The organism is Pseudomonas macauensis, assembly GCF_047902425.1.
Lineage (GTDB): Bacteria > Pseudomonadota > Gammaproteobacteria > Pseudomonadales > Pseudomonadaceae > Pseudomonas.
Map to the genome: position 1 here is coordinate 3,819,945 of NZ_CP138377.1, position 13,719 is coordinate 3,833,663.

A 13,719-nucleotide genomic window follows, 5' to 3' on the forward strand; every position below is an offset into this window, starting at 1 on the left:
GCGATAATTCACCTCAGAGTTCCACCTGGAGAACACTGATATGGAAGACCTCAACGATCTCTATTACTTCGCCCAGGTCGTCGAACACGGCGGCTTCGCCCCCGCCGGGCGCGCCCTGGACCAGCCCAAGTCGAAACTCAGCCGGCGCATCGCCTCGCTGGAGGAACGCCTGGGCGTACGCCTGATCCAGCGCTCCACCCGGCACTTCTCGGTGACCGAGATCGGCCAGGAGTACTACCGCCACTGCCTGGCGATGCTGGTGGAAGCCGAAGGCGCGGCCGAGGTAATCGAACGCCACCGCTCCGAGCCGCAGGGCGTGGTACGGCTGAGCTGCCCCACTGCCCTGCTGAACTTCTGGGTCGGCCCGATGCTGGCGCGCTTCATGGTCGAGCACCCGCTGGTGGCGCTGCACGTGGAGGCGACCAACCGCCATGTGGACCTGATCCAGGAGGGCATCGACGTCGCCTTGCGGGTGCGCTTCCCGCCACTGGAAAGCACTGACCTGGTGATGAAGGTGCTGGGCGAGAGCGGCCAGCGCGTGGTGGGTGCGCCGTCGCTGCGCGAGCGGCTGACGGCGCGGCCGATCCCGGCCGACGTGGCGGCGTTGCCGACGCTGCACTGGGGTTCGGTGCAGCGCGAATACCACTGGCAACTGGACGGCCCCAAGGGCGCCAGCGCCCAGGTGCGCCACCATCCGCGGCTGGTCACCGACGACCTGATGGCGCTGCGTCAGGCCGCCCTGGCCGGGGTCGGCGCGGTGCACCTGCCGGCGGTGGTGGTGTGCGAGGACCTCAACAACGGCAGCCTGGTCAACCTGCTGCCGGACTGGGCGCCGCGCACCGGGGTGGTCCATGCGGTGTTTCCCTCGCGGCGTGGGTTGCTGCCATCGGTGCGAGCACTGCTGGACTTTCTTGCCGAGGAGTTCGCGCGCAGCGACATGGCCTGAGCGGCGCACCTCTTAAGACTGCATTCAGATTCGCGGCAAATACTCCCCCCAACGAATTATCACCATCGTGGGGGGAGTCATGACGCAATCCGAATGGGAGTCGTTGTTTCCGTTCCGCTTCGGCCCGCGCGGCACGCACCTGGCGAGCCTGTGCCTGATCGGCCGGGACGACCCGCAGCGACAAGAGATCGAAGCCTTCGTGCATGAGCGCTTCGACCGCGTCCACCACGCCGACGTGCACCACTATCTGCCCGAGTTGCTCAGCCTGCGCGACCGCCACGGCGCGCTGGTGGCGGTGGCCGGTATTCGTCTGGCACTGGAGGAGCCGCTGTTCCTCGAACGCTACCTGGATGAGCCGCTGGAGGCCCCGGTCTCACGCATTGCCGGTTATGCCGTGCCGCGCCAGGAACTGGTGGAAGTGGGCAACCTCGCCGCCCGCAATGCCGGCAGCGCACGCCTGATCATCGCCGCGGTGACCTGGCTGCTGGCGGCACGCGGGCTACGCTGGGTCGCGTTCACCGGCGCAGCGACACTGATCAACAGTTTCCATCGCCTGGGCCTGGAGCCGACGGTACTGGCGACGGCCGACCCGACGCGGCTGAATGGCGAACTGGCCGACTGGGGCAGCTACTACGACCAACATCCCCAGGTGTTCACCGGCAGCATCCGCTACGGCCATGAGCAGCTCGAGCACAGCGGGGCTTACCAGCGTCTGGGATTCCCAGTGCTGCTCTACCGCGCGAGGCAAGAAGATGCGGCCTGAGCTGGAAGACTTTCTGCACCATCTGCGCCACCACGCTCGTGACCATGGCGAGCGCCTGGCACTGCGGGGCGCGACCCAGCGCTACAGCTACGCGCAGATGCTGGAAGCCGTGGAGCAGCGCGCCGCGCATCTCGCCGCACAACCCAGCGGCGCCTTTGCCCTGGCACTGGACAATGGTCCGGAGGCGCTGATCTGGGACCTGGCCGCGCTGTTCAGCGAACGCCCCTGCCTGATCCTGCCGCCCTTCTTCAGCCCGTCCCAGCGCGCCCATTGCCTGATGCAGAGCCAGGCCAGCCTGGCCCTGGTGGAACCCAGCATGGAGGGCGAGTTGCGCAGCAACGGCTTCAGCCGTGGCGAAACCTTCTGGTACCGCCCGGCTATAGTAGACGCCGGCCTGCCCCTGGGGACGGCGAAGATCACCTACACCTCCGGCAGCACCGGCGCGCCCAAGGGCGTGTGCCTGGATGCCGGCGCCATGCTGCGCGTTGCCCGCGAGCTGGAAGCCGCCAGCCGGCCCGCCGAGCCCAGCCGCTACCTGGCCATCCTGCCGCTGGCGGTGCTGCTGGAAAACCTTGGCCTGTACGCCGCCCTGTGCGCCGGCGCCACGCTGACCCTGCTGCCCAGCGAGCAGATCGGCCTGGCGGGATCGAGCAGCGTGGACTGGAAGCGACTGCTCGGTGCCATCGCTTTGAGCGGTGCGCAAAGCCTGATCCTGGTGCCGCAGTTGCTGCTCGGCCTGGTCACCGCCATCGAGCGCGGCGTGATGCGCGTCGGCCCGCTGAAGTTCGTCGCCGTGGGCGGCGCGCGGGTGGCGCCCTCACTGCTGCAGCGCGCCGCCGCCGTCGGGCTGCCGGTGTTCGAGGGCTACGGACTCTCCGAGTGCGCCTCGGTGGTCTGCCTGAATCGCCCTGGCGCGATGCGTCCGGGCAGCGTAGGCAGGCCCCTGCCCCACGTACAGGTGAAGCTGGCCGACGACGGCGAGGTGCTGGTCAGCGGCTCGGCCCTGCTCGGCTACCTCGGCGAGCCACCGCACCTCGGGCAGTGGTGGCCGACCGGCGATATCGGCCGCTTCGACGACGACGGCTACCTGTACCTCGCCGGCCGCAAGAAGAACCAGTTCATCACCAGTTTCGGCCGTAACGTCAATCCGGAATGGATCGAAGCCGAGCTGACGCAGAACGGCGTGGTGCTCCAGGCCTTCGTCCACGGCGAAGGCCTGCACCAGAACCTGGCGCTGCTCTGGCCGGTGGACCCGTCCTGTACCGACCTGGCACTGGAGCAGGCGGTGCAGCAGTGCAACGAGCTGCTGCCGGACTACGCCCGCGTGCACCGCTGGGCGCGCCTGCCCGAGCCCTTCAGCAGCGCCAGCGGCCTGCTCACCGCCAACGGCCGCCCGCGCCGCGCGGCCATCCTTGAGCGATACCGCGAAACCCTTTCCGAAATGGTCACTGAGTGAGGTAGTGCCCTATGTCCTTCTTCGACACCCTGCAATCAGCCACGGCCCAGGAGCGCGAGGCGTTGTTCAACGTCCCTGTGATCCGCGAGGCGCTGGCCGGAAACGTCAGCCTGGAGGGTTACATCGCCTTCCTGAGCCAGGCCTACCATCATGTCCGCCACACCGTGCCGCTGATGATGTCCTGCGGCGCGCGCCTGCCCTCGCGCCTGGAGTGGCTGCGCGGTGCGGTATGCGAGTACATCGACGAGGAGTACGGCCACGAGCGCTGGATTCTCGATGACATCGCGGCCTGCGGTGGAGATGCGGAAGCGGTACGAACCGGCCGCCCATCGCTGCCCATCGAGCTGATGGTGGCTTTCCTTTATGACCTCATCCAGCGCGGCAACCCGGTGGGGCTGTTCGGCATGGTCAACGTGCTCGAAGGCACCAGCATCGCCCTGGCCACCCAGGCCGCTGGCACTATCGCCCGTAGCCTCGGCCTGCCCCAGGAGGCCTTCAGCTACCTGAGCTCCCATGGCGCGCTGGACCAGGACCACATGCAGACCTACCGCGGCCTGATGAACCGCCTGGAAGACCCGACCGACCAGGAGGCAGTGATCCACGCGTCGAAAGTCGTCTACCGCCTGTATGCCGACATGTTCCGTGGCCTGCCGCGTGCCCCGGCACAGCAGGACGAGGTGCAGCATGCGCCTCTCTGAGTGCCACGTAGTGCTCACCGGCGCCAGCGGTGGCATCGGCCTGCAGCTTGCCGAACAGCTCTGCGCGGCCGGCGCCCAGGTTCTGGCGGTGAGCCGTCACGCCGGGGCGCTGGACGAGCTGATGCAGCGCTACCCGGAACACCTGCGCTGGCAGGCCGCCAACCTGCGCAACGGCACCGATCGCCATGCGCTGCTGGACACCGTGCGGCGCGGCGGCGGCATCAACCTGCTGATCAATGCCGCCGGGGTCAACCAGTTCGCCATGCTCGACCAGCTGGAAGAATCGTGCCTGGACGACATGATCGAGCTGAACATCGCCGCCACCCTGCACCTCACCCGCCTGTTGCTGCCGACGCTGCGCGAGCAGCGCCAGGCACTGGTGGTCAACCTCGGCTCCACCTACGGCTCCATCGGCTATCCGGGCTACGCGGTCTACTGCGCCAGCAAGTTCGCCCTGCGCGGCTTCTCCGAGGCCTTGCGCCGCGAACTGGCGGACACCTCGGTGGACGTGCTCTATGTCGCCCCGCGCGCCACCCGCACCAGCATGAACAGCGCGGCGGCGATGGCGCTCAACGAAGCGCTGAAGGCCAGCACCGACGATCCCCGCGACGTCGCCCGGTCCGTGCTCGCGGCCATCGAAGGAAGGCGCAGCGAGCTGTACCTGGGCTGGCCGGAAAAACTCTTCGTGCGCATCAACGGCATGCTGCCCGGCATCGTCGACCGCGCGCTGCGCAAGCAACTGCCGCTGATCCGCCGCCACAGCCGCCATGAGGAGCAATCCCGATGAAGCACATACTGGCCTTCGCCGCCCTGCTGCTTGCCGCGCCGCTGAGCTGGGCGCTCGACCCCGCCGCAGCCCAGCGCCTGGCGGACATCCAGCAACGCTGGGCGCAGATCCAGTACCGCACGCCGGAAACCCAGCGCGCCGCCGCCTTCGAAAAGCTGGCAGGAGACAGCGAGCGCTTCACCCGGGAGTCGCCGCAGGCCGCCGAAGCCTGGATCTGGAACGGCATCGTCACCAGCAGCTGGGCCGGCGCCACCGGCGGCCTGGGGGCGCTGAGCAAAGTGAAGGACGCCCGCGCCAGCCTGGAAAAAGCCCTGGCGCTGGACCCGAGCGCACTGCAGGGTTCGGCCTACACCAGCCTCGGTGCACTCTATGATCGCGTGCCGGGCTGGCCGATCGGCTTCGGCGATAGCGACAAGGCGGCCGAGATGCTGCTCAAGGCCCTGCAGCTGAACCCGAACGGCATCGACCCCCTGTATTTCTGGGGCGATCACCTGTTCCGCGAAAAACGCTACGGAGAAGCCCGCGCGGCACTGCAGAAAGCCCTGCAGGCACCCGCGCGCCCCGGTCGCGAAGTGGCCGATCAGGGACGACGCGCCGAGATCGATGCTTTACTCAGGGAAATCCAGGCAAAACAGGACTGAGCATGCGTTTGCTGTTGGTGGAGGATGACCAGGCCCTGGGCGAAGGCGTACGCACCGGCCTGCGCCAGGAGGGCTACACCATCGACTGGTTGCAGGATGGCGCCAGCGCGTTGCACGCTTTGCAGACCGAGGAGTTCGACCTGGTGGTGCTCGACCTCGGGCTGCCCAGGCTCGACGGCCTGCAGGTGCTCGGCCGCGTGCGCGCTTCCGGCTCGACGGTCCCGGTGCTCATCCTCACCGCCCGCGACGCCACCGACGACCGCATCGCCGGGCTGGACGCGGGCGCCGACGATTACCTGGTCAAGCCCTTCGACCTCGACGAACTACGGGCCCGCCTGCGCGCGCTGCTGCGCCGCAGCAGCGGCCGGGCACGGGTGCTGATCGAGCACGCCGGGGTCAGCCTCGACCCGTCGACCCAGCAAGTCCACTTCCAGGGCCAGCTTGTGGTGCTCACGCCCAAGGAGTACCAGTTGCTGCACGAGCTGCTGGCGCAACCGGGCAAGGTCTTCACCCGCGACCGCCTGACCCAGTTGCTCTACGGCTGGGATGAAAGCGCCGAAAGCAACACCCTGGAAGTGCACATCTCGCACCTGCGCAAGAAGCTGTTCAGCGGCCTGATCCGCACCGTGCGCGGCATCGGTTATCTGGTGGAAGCCTGATGCGATCGTTGCGCAGCCGCACGCTCTGGCGGGTGACGCTCCTGTTGCTGGTGGGCACCGGCCTGCTGGCGCTGTACAACCACCACGACAGCAGCCACGAGATCGCCGAAATCTACGACGCCCACCTGGCGCAGAACGCCCGCCTGCTGCAGGGCGTGATGAGCATGCCGCTGGCCGGCCCCCAGCGGCAGACGCTGTACCGCTCGTTCAATGAGGCACTCAGCCAGTCCGGTGAGGGAGGCCCCGGCCATCCCTACGAGAACAAACTGGCCTTCGCTGTCTGGAGCGATGACGGCGAGCTGCATGTGCGCTCCCCCAGCGCACCGACCTTCGACACACCGCCGAAGGTGCCAGGCTTCAGCAACGAGACCCGCGACGGCCAGCAATGGCGCGGCTTCGTATTGCCGGTGCAGGCGCAGAAGATGGTGATCTGGGTCGGCGAGCGCTACGACGTGCGCGGCGACCTGGTCGGCCGTATCGTGCGGCATACCCTGATGCCCTACCTGGCCGGCAGCCTGGCGCTGGTGCTGCTGGTCTGGCTGGCCATCGGCCGGGGGCTGGAGCCACTGCAGAACATGGCGCGGGTGATCCGCGCCCGGCACCCCGACTCGCTGGAACCACTGCAACTGGTGCCGCTGCCGCGCGAGCTGGAACCGATGCAGGCAGCCCTCAACCGCCTGCTCAGCCAGGTGGAGTCCCTGCTCCAGCGCGAGCACCGCTTCATCGCCGACGCCGCCCATGAGATGCGCACGCCCCTGGCGGTGCTGCGCCTGCACGCGCAGAACGCCGCCCAGGCGGGCAACGAGCAGGAGCGCCAGCAGGCCCTGGACTTCCTGAGCGATGGGGTCGACCGCCTCAGCCGGGTGGTCAACCAGTTGCTGACCCTGGCGCGCCTAGAGCCGGCGTCCAACCGCAGCCACTGGAAGGTGCTGGATGTACAGGCGCTGGTCACCGACAGCCTCGCCGAGCTGACGCCCTGGATGCTGCGCCAGGAGGTCGAGCCCGACCTCGAGATCGCCAGCGGCGACTACCACACGCGAAGCGATCGCGGCGCACTGGAAGTCGTCCTGCAGAACCTGGTCAGCAACGCGGTGAACTTCTCCCCCGCCGGCGCCAGTGTGCGCATCGCCCTCGAACGCCAGGGCGGCGACCTGCTGCTGACTGTACAGGACAACGGTCCGGGGATCGAAGAGGCCCGGCTGGAGCGGGCCTTCGAACGCTTCTACAGCGAAGGCAACCCCAACGGCGCGGGCCTGGGCCTGTCTATCGTCAGCCGGGCGGTGCAGCGCCTGGGCGGCGAGGTGCAACTAAGCAACCGTCCCGAAGGCGGCCTCCAGGCACGTGTACGCCTCCCCGTACTGGACGATTCCCATCCCTGATCTTCATCCCGAGTCGAGATCATTGTCCTAACTCATTCGGCCTATGGAGATTTTCTCCCGACGTTTTATGCTTACAGAAAAACGCACCCGCGCTCTGCCGGCAAGGAGAAAGGGTCATGGGGAAAACTCTCAAGGAACGTGAAACGGTCCTCTGCCGTCTGAAGAAAAAATCACCTGGACGTTCTAAAGTCAGGATGTCGATGCAGGATGCTTGGAATTTCCCTACAGACGCCGCCGAAAGCCGGCCCTTACCATCCGCGCACTTCATTTCCGCAACTGACTACCCCACCAAGCAATTCTTCATCCATGGCAACGCGTCCGAGGTTTGCAGAGTTACTGGTTTTGCCGCAGAGGTGCCGTCATGGGTAAATCGCTGAAGGAACGCGCAACGGTCATCTGCCGTCTCGACGACAAGATCCTCTTCGTGCGCAAGGCCAAGTCCAAATGGAACCTGCCCGGCGGGCGCATCGAGCGTGATGAACGTCCGGGCCAGGCCGCCCTGCGCGAACTGAACGAGGAAACCGGTCTGCAAGCGGCGCAGCTCAGCTACCTCGCGCCGCTGGAGCTGTACCAGACCCTGCATTACGTGTTCGAGACGCCCATCGACCCGGCCCAGCAACCGGTACCGCTGAACGAAATCGCCGATTGCCGCTGGTTCGGTCCGGAAGAAGTAGAACGCCGCAAGATCAACAAGTCGGTGCGCCGCCTGCTGCGTACCTGCCTGTCCAGGGCGAGCTGAGCTCCGGCAACCAACTGAGGGGTGCAAGGCGCCGGTGCTTCGCGGTATCTTCGCGCCTTCCGAATGCCCTATCTGACAGGATTCTCCGCCCATGCGCCGCGTCACCCTGCTCTGCGCCACCCTTCTGTGCTCCGCCCCTGCCCTGGCCAAGGTCGAGGTACAGCCGGTGCAGCACAACAAGGTCGGACCGGTGCTGGCGGTGCGCATTTCCGAGGACATCGCGCCGGGGGACTACGAGCGTCTGCTCAAGGGCCTGATGGGCAATCCCGGCAAGTTCGCGCGCAAGGTGGCGCTGCTCGACAGCATCGGCGGCAGCGCCGCGGAGTCGATCAAGATGGGGCGCCTGCTGCGCGAGTCCGGCTTCGAGACCCTGGTGCCGACCAACAGCGTGTGCCAGGGCTCGTGCGTCTACCTGCTGGCCGCCGGCAAGCGCAAGACGGTGCGCGGTTACGTCGGCCTGCACCGCCCCTACTACCCCGCCGGCGACTCGTCCCTGGCCAGCGGTGCCTACAACGCCCGCAGCTACCTGCGCGACATGGATATCCCGCTCGTCCTGGCCGACGACATGCAGGAGATCGAACCGCAGAGAATGCGCGTGCTCTCGCCGCAGGAACTGGAGCGCTACAACCTGGGCGGTACGCCCCGCAACCTCAGCGCTCGCTGACGGAAGCTCCCCGACTCCGCTCATGTTGGCCGGCCACTCGCGCAGGCAGACTCAGGCGTTCACGCCCATGGAATGCCGCAGCGCCACGCCCGGCTTGGGCAGATAGAAACGTATTGCGGGTATGCAGGTCCCGGCCGGATCAACGGATCAACGGATCGGCGCGACGGCCGCCCATTGATCGGCGTCCAGGTAGCCGAGCAGCTTGGGTGAGGTGCTGCCATCGCTGATGAGGAACAGCGACGACGCGTAGTCGGGCGTCGCCGGTTCGGCGATGCTGACGGTGGCCTCCAGATCCTCGATGCACTCGCTGTGGGTCACCAGGATCAGGTTGCGGTGGGGGAGCTTGTGTTGCCGGGCATCGTTGAGCATCGAACCCTTGCAACTGGCCAGCCATTCCTGCTGCGCCGGCGCCTGGCCGAACATCGAGGCGGCGGTCTGTTCAGCGCGGATCTTCGGGCTGCTGAGGATGTCGCTGTCGGCAAGGCCGAGCACGCGGAAGTGTTCGCCCAGCTCATGGGCAGCGGCCCCGGCGCGAACGGTAATGCCCTCGGGCGAAGCCAGGCACGGAGAGCTGGAGCGGTCGCAACGCTCGGCGTGGCGCACCAGGACGATCAGGTCGCCCTTGCGCCAGTGCTCGCGCAGCGCGTCGAGGCTGGCCGGGTCATGCGCGATGTTCTCGGCGGCCGGCGGACGGATGAGCCAGAAGCCGCTGATCAGCCCCAGGACGAGCACCACGAGGGGCAGCACCAGCAAGCGCTTTGCGAGGAGTCGTCGCACGTTCCGGGCGAAGAGAGGCATTGAACATTCATTTCCGCTGGCTGGCATACAAGGCTGCGTCCCTGCCCACCCCGGCCATGCCCTGGGGCACACCGAGACCCGGCCCATCCTTGGGGCCTGCACCGCACTGCTCATCGACAGATGTCGGGCCGGGGGGAAACGTAGCGCCGGGCTTGTGAAGAAGGCGTCATGAATTGCTGAAGATGCCGTTACCACCCGCCATGCCGGCCAGAACGGCACGCGGACGCTGATGCGCGAGCGGGCGACCGCCCGTCGGCAAGGCGCGCAAGGAGAGTCGCGCTGTCGCCCGGCGACATGCGGGCGGACACGGGAGTACGGTATAAACAAGGCACTTTGCTATCAGACAGCGCAGATACCCATGCAGTACGACGCCCCTACCGACAGCGCGGTTTACAAGACATTGCTCGAATCGACCCGGGCCATTCCCTGGAAGATCGACTGGAAGACCATGACCTTCGCCTACATCGGCCCGCAGATCGAAGCGCTGCTGGGCTGGAGCCAGTCCAGCTGGGTCAGCGCCAACGACTGGGCCGAGCGCATGCACCCCGAGGACCGCGAGCGGGTCGTGGGCTTCTGCGTGTCGCAGTCGCGCGAAGGCACCGACCACGAGGCCGACTACCGCGCCCTCACCGCCGCTGGCGACTACGTGTGGATTCGCGACGTGGTGCACGTGGTGCGCGACGACAACGGCGAGGTGGATTCGCTGGTCGGCTTCATGTTCGACATCAGCGAGCGCAAGCGAGCCGAGGAACAGCTGATCATGCTCCAGCGCCAGTTGGAGGAATACTCCTACAAGGACGGCCTGACCGGCGTGGCCAACCGGCGCATGTTCGACTCGGTGCTGGAAACCGAATGGGCCAGCGCCCAGCGCAGCGGCCAGCCGCTGTCGCTGATCCTCCTGGATATCGACTACTTCAAGCAGTACAACGACCACTACGGCCACGTCCAGGGCGACGACTGCCTGCGCAGCGTCGGCAAGGCACTGGCCGGCGCGCTGCACCGACCGCGCGACTTCATCGCCCGCTTTGGCGGTGAGGAGTTCGTCCTGGTGCTGCCGGAAACCGATAGCGAGGCGGCCAGCCAGATCGCCGAACGCTGCCGCCGCGTCATCCGCGAGCAGCGCATCGCCCATGAACAATCCCGTGTCGCGCCGTTGCTGACCATCAGCCTCGGCGTCGGTACCGCTGTGCCCCACACGGGCGATCGTCCGCTGGACTTCGTAGCGGCAGTGGACCGGCTGCTCTACCAGGCCAAGCAGGGCGGCCGCAATCGACTGGTGGCGGCGCAATGGGCACGGGGCGAGGATCTGAGGTTGGACGGCACACGCTGATACCCGGCGCTGCGACGTCCTGACTCGACGACCTGCGCCGACAGTCGCGCCCGGGCTGTCTAAGCTCTAACCCACGCGCGCGTGCCGGCGGCAGGCAGCGAAGTTCGTTAGCGGACTTCTGCCTTCGCGCCAACCTGGCGGTGGGACTGGCCCCGGAGCCGGCATAGCGTAGAGCCGACCCCGTAACCAGGACCCCTGACCATGCACGATATCGACCCCGTGGAAACCCAGGAATGGCTGGACGCGCTGGAATCCGTACTGGAAAAGGAAGGTGAAGACCGCGCCCGCTACCTGATGACCCGCCTCGGCGAGCTGGCCAGCCGCACCGGCACCCAACTGCCCTACGCCATCACCACCCCCTATCGCAACACTATCCCGGCCGGGCACGAGGCGCGCATGCCCGGCGACCTGTTCATGGAGCGCCGCATCCGTTCGCTGGTGCGCTGGAATGCCCTGGCCATGGTGATGCGCGCCAACCACAAGGACCCGTCGCTGGGCGGCCACATCTCCACCTTCGCCTCCTCGGCGACCCTCTATGACATCGGCTTCAACTACTTCTTCAACGGTCCCACCGAGGAGCACGCCGGAGACCTGATCTACTTCCAGGGCCACGCCTCACCGGGCATCTACGCCCGCGCCTACATCGAGGGGCTGGTCAGCGACGAGCAACTGGTGAACTTCCGCCAGGAGGTGGACGGCAAGGGCCTCTCCTCCTACCCGCACCCGCGCCTGATGTCGCACTTCTGGCAGTTCCCCACGGTGTCCATGGGACTGGGACCGATCCAGGCGATCTACCAGGCGCGCTTCATGAAGTACCTGGAAAGCCGCGGCTTCATTCCCGCCGGCAAGCAGAAGGTCTGGTGCTTCCTGGGCGACGGCGAAACCGACGAACCCGAATCCCTCGGCGCGATCTCCCTGGCCGGGCGCGAGAAGCTCGACAACCTGATCTTCGTGGTGAACTGCAACCTGCAGCGCCTGGACGGCCCGGTGCGCGGCAACGGCAAGATCATCCAGGAGCTGGAAGGCGTGTTCCGTGGCGCCAACTGGAACGTGATCAAGGTGATCTGGGGCCGCTTCTGGGACCCGTTGTTCGCCAAGGACCACGCCGGCCTGCTGCAGGCGCGGATGGACGAGGCGGTGGACGGCGACTACCAGAACTACAAGGCCAAGGACGGGGCCTACGTCCGCGAGCATTTCTTCGGTGCGCGGCCGGAGCTGCTGGAGATGGTCAAGGACCTCTCCGACGAGGAAATCTGGAAGCTCAACCGGGGCGGCCATGACCCGTACAAGGTCTACGCCGCCTACCACGCGGCGGTGAACCACAAGGGCCAACCCAGTGTGGTGCTGGCCAAGACCATCAAGGGCTACGGCACCGGCACGGGCGAGGCGAAGAACATCGCCCACAACATCCACGAGATCGACGTCGACAGCCTGCGCGCCTTCCGCGACCGCTTCGACATCCCGATCCGCGACGACGACCTGGCCAAGCTGCCCTTCTACCGCCCCGAGGAAGGCAGCGCCGAAGCGCGCTACCTGAAGGAGCGGCGCGCGACCCTCGGCGGCTTCATGCCCCACCGCCACGGCAATAGCCAGCGCATTCCGACACCTCCGCTCGACATCCTCAAGGCCATGCTCGACAGCACCGGCGACCGCGAAATCTCCACCACCATGGCCTTCGTGCGGATCATCTCGCAGCTGGTCAAGGACAAGGAGCTGGGCCCGCGCATCGTGCCCATTATCCCCGACGAGGCGCGCACCTTCGGCATGGAAGGCATGTTCCGCCAGCTCGGCATCTACTCCTCGGTGGGCCAGCTCTACGAACCGGTCGACAAGGAACAGCTGATGTTCTATCGCGAGGACAAGAAGGGCCAGATCCTCGAAGAAGGCATCACCGAGGCCGGCGCCATGTCCTCCTTCATCGCCGCCGGCACCGCCTACAGCAACTACCGCCAGCCGATGCTGCCGTTCTACATCTTCTATTCGATGTTCGGCTTCCAGCGCATCGGCGACCTGGCCTGGGCCGCCGGCGACAGCCTGACCCGCGGCTTCCTGCTCGGCGGCACCGCCGGACGCACCACCCTGAACGGCGAAGGCCTGCAGCACGAAGACGGTCACAGCCACGTGCTGGCCTCGGTGGTCCCCAACTGCCGCACCTACGACCCGACCTACTCCTACGAGCTGGCGGTGATCATCCAGGAAGGCGTGCGGCAGATGATGGAAGAGCAGCAGGACGTCTTCTACTACATCACCGTGATGAACGAGAACTACCCCCACCCGGCGCTGCCCCAAGGCGCCGCGGCCGGGATCATCAAGGGCATGTACCTGCTCGACGAAGACCGCCGGTCGGCCGCTCACCACGTACAGTTGCTCGGTTCCGGGACCATCCTGCGCGAGGTCGAGGCAGCAGCGAAGATCCTGCGCGAGGACTTCGGCATCGGCGCCGACGTCTGGTCGGTGCCCAGCTTCAACGAACTGCGCCGCGACGGCCTGGCGGTGGAACGCTGGAACCGCCTGCATCCGGGCCAGAAGCCCAGGTCCAGCTATGTCGAGGAATGCCTGGGCGGACGCCGGGGGCCGGTGATCGCCTCCACCGACTACATGAAGGTCTACGCCGAGCAGATCCGCCAGTGGGTGCCGAGCAAGGAGTACAAGGTGCTGGGCACCGACGGCTTCGGCCGCAGCGATACCCGCGCCAAGCTCCGCCACTTCTTCGAGGTGGACCGTCACTGGGTGGTGCTGGCCGCCCTGGAAGCCCTGGCCGACCGTGGCGACATCGAACCCAAGGTGGTGGCCGAGGCCATCGCCAGGTTCGGTCTCGATCCCGAGAAACCCAATCCGCTGGACTGCTGAGGAGAGGCA

At 66.9% G+C, this 13,719-nt stretch carries 14 protein-coding genes; 13 read left to right on the top strand and 1 reads right to left on the bottom strand.

The genetic code is table 11. The annotated features are described in order from the left end of the window. The first annotated feature begins 40 nt into the window (after positions 1 to 40). The 11 genes from SD196_RS17480 to SD196_RS17530 all read left to right on the top strand — a co-directional run bounded on the left by SD196_RS17480 (position 41) and on the right by SD196_RS17530 (position 8,732). Positions 41 to 946, top strand: a complete 906-nt coding sequence (locus SD196_RS17480) for a LysR family transcriptional regulator (RefSeq protein WP_275611234.1) — start codon at positions 41 to 43, stop codon at positions 944 to 946. Positions 947 to 1,025: 79 nt separating this feature from the next. Then, complete coding sequence (locus SD196_RS17485) at positions 1,026 to 1,709, top strand: thermostable hemolysin (protein ID WP_275611233.1); 684 nt, start codon at positions 1,026 to 1,028, stop codon at positions 1,707 to 1,709. Beyond that, positions 1,699 to 3,165 (top strand): AMP-binding protein, encoded by a 1,467-nt coding sequence (locus SD196_RS17490; protein WP_275611232.1) that lies wholly within the window; start codon positions 1,699 to 1,701, stop codon positions 3,163 to 3,165. The genes SD196_RS17485 and SD196_RS17490 overlap by 11 nt, the downstream gene beginning before the upstream one ends. An 11-nt stretch (positions 3,166 to 3,176) precedes the next feature. After that, entirely contained in the window at positions 3,177 to 3,863 is a 687-nt protein-coding gene (locus tag SD196_RS17495; RefSeq protein WP_343573101.1) for an iron-containing redox enzyme family protein, read from the top strand. Beyond that, complete coding sequence (locus SD196_RS17500; protein WP_275611230.1) at positions 3,850 to 4,650, top strand: SDR family oxidoreductase; 801 nt, start codon at positions 3,850 to 3,852, stop codon at positions 4,648 to 4,650. The genes SD196_RS17495 and SD196_RS17500 overlap by 14 nt, the downstream gene beginning before the upstream one ends. Then, the gene (locus SD196_RS17505) at positions 4,647 to 5,291 is read left to right on the top strand and encodes a hypothetical protein (RefSeq protein ID WP_275611229.1); all 645 of its coding nucleotides are present in this window, start codon (positions 4,647 to 4,649) and stop codon (positions 5,289 to 5,291) included. Before SD196_RS17500 ends, SD196_RS17505 begins: the two co-directional genes overlap by 4 nt. A gap of 2 nt (positions 5,292 to 5,293) precedes the next feature. Next, the gene (locus SD196_RS17510) at positions 5,294 to 5,950 is read left to right on the top strand and encodes a response regulator (RefSeq protein ID WP_275611228.1); all 657 of its coding nucleotides are present in this window, start codon (positions 5,294 to 5,296) and stop codon (positions 5,948 to 5,950) included. Further along, positions 5,950 to 7,329: an ATP-binding protein gene (locus SD196_RS17515; RefSeq protein WP_343573098.1), complete on the top strand. Its 1,380-nt coding sequence runs from the start codon at positions 5,950 to 5,952 to the stop codon at positions 7,327 to 7,329. Before SD196_RS17510 ends, SD196_RS17515 begins: the two co-directional genes overlap by 1 nt. A gap of 116 nt (positions 7,330 to 7,445) precedes the next feature. Beyond that, positions 7,446 to 7,706, top strand: coding sequence for a hypothetical protein (locus tag SD196_RS17520; protein WP_275611226.1), 261 nt, complete (start codon positions 7,446 to 7,448; stop codon positions 7,704 to 7,706). Further along, entirely contained in the window at positions 7,691 to 8,068 is a 378-nt protein-coding gene (locus SD196_RS17525) for an NUDIX hydrolase (RefSeq protein WP_275611225.1), read from the top strand. Before SD196_RS17520 ends, SD196_RS17525 begins: the two co-directional genes overlap by 16 nt. Positions 8,069 to 8,159: 91 nt before the next feature. Further along, the gene (locus SD196_RS17530) at positions 8,160 to 8,732 is read left to right on the top strand and encodes a hypothetical protein (protein WP_275611224.1); all 573 of its coding nucleotides are present in this window, start codon (positions 8,160 to 8,162) and stop codon (positions 8,730 to 8,732) included. A 147-nt stretch (positions 8,733 to 8,879) separates the two neighbouring features. On the opposite strand, the gene SD196_RS17535 is transcribed toward SD196_RS17530, so the two are convergent. After that, positions 8,880 to 9,479 (bottom strand): histidine phosphatase family protein, encoded by a 600-nt coding sequence (locus SD196_RS17535; protein ID WP_275611223.1) that lies wholly within the window; start codon positions 9,477 to 9,479, stop codon positions 8,880 to 8,882. A gap of 409 nt (positions 9,480 to 9,888) precedes the next feature. Between SD196_RS17535 and SD196_RS17540 the strand changes: the two genes are divergently transcribed. Both SD196_RS17540 and aceE read left to right on the top strand, forming a co-directional pair. Then, on the top strand, positions 9,889 to 10,860 hold the full coding sequence (locus tag SD196_RS17540; protein WP_275611222.1) for a sensor domain-containing diguanylate cyclase: 972 nt from the start codon (positions 9,889 to 9,891) through the stop codon (positions 10,858 to 10,860). A gap of 201 nt (positions 10,861 to 11,061) precedes the next feature. Further along, positions 11,062 to 13,710 carry a pyruvate dehydrogenase (acetyl-transferring), homodimeric type gene (gene aceE / locus SD196_RS17545; RefSeq protein ID WP_343573094.1) on the top strand — a complete coding sequence of 883 codons (2,649 nt, stop codon included), beginning with the start codon at positions 11,062 to 11,064 and terminating at the stop codon, positions 13,708 to 13,710. Positions 13,711 to 13,719 lie beyond the last annotated feature (9 nt).

Coding starts and splice junctions, on each gene's coding strand:
- SD196_RS17480 (WP_275611234.1), top strand. CDS start 41: ATGGAAGACCTCAACGATCTCTATTACTTCGCCCAGGTCGTCGAACAC.
- SD196_RS17505 (WP_275611229.1), top strand. CDS start 4,647: ATGAAGCACATACTGGCCTTCGCCGCCCTGCTGCTTGCCGCGCCGCTG.
- SD196_RS17485 (WP_275611233.1), top strand. CDS start 1,026: ATGACGCAATCCGAATGGGAGTCGTTGTTTCCGTTCCGCTTCGGCCCG.
- SD196_RS17525 (WP_275611225.1), top strand. CDS start 7,691: ATGGGTAAATCGCTGAAGGAACGCGCAACGGTCATCTGCCGTCTCGAC.
- SD196_RS17495 (WP_343573101.1), top strand. CDS start 3,177: ATGTCCTTCTTCGACACCCTGCAATCAGCCACGGCCCAGGAGCGCGAG.
- SD196_RS17540 (WP_275611222.1), top strand. CDS start 9,889: ATGCAGTACGACGCCCCTACCGACAGCGCGGTTTACAAGACATTGCTC.
- SD196_RS17490 (WP_275611232.1), top strand. CDS start 1,699: ATGCGGCCTGAGCTGGAAGACTTTCTGCACCATCTGCGCCACCACGCT.
- aceE (WP_343573094.1), top strand. CDS start 11,062: ATGCACGATATCGACCCCGTGGAAACCCAGGAATGGCTGGACGCGCTG.
- SD196_RS17520 (WP_275611226.1), top strand. CDS start 7,446: ATGGGGAAAACTCTCAAGGAACGTGAAACGGTCCTCTGCCGTCTGAAG.
- SD196_RS17515 (WP_343573098.1), top strand. CDS start 5,950: ATGCGATCGTTGCGCAGCCGCACGCTCTGGCGGGTGACGCTCCTGTTG.
- SD196_RS17510 (WP_275611228.1), top strand. CDS start 5,294: ATGCGTTTGCTGTTGGTGGAGGATGACCAGGCCCTGGGCGAAGGCGTA.
- SD196_RS17500 (WP_275611230.1), top strand. CDS start 3,850: ATGCGCCTCTCTGAGTGCCACGTAGTGCTCACCGGCGCCAGCGGTGGC.
- SD196_RS17530 (WP_275611224.1), top strand. CDS start 8,160: ATGCGCCGCGTCACCCTGCTCTGCGCCACCCTTCTGTGCTCCGCCCCT.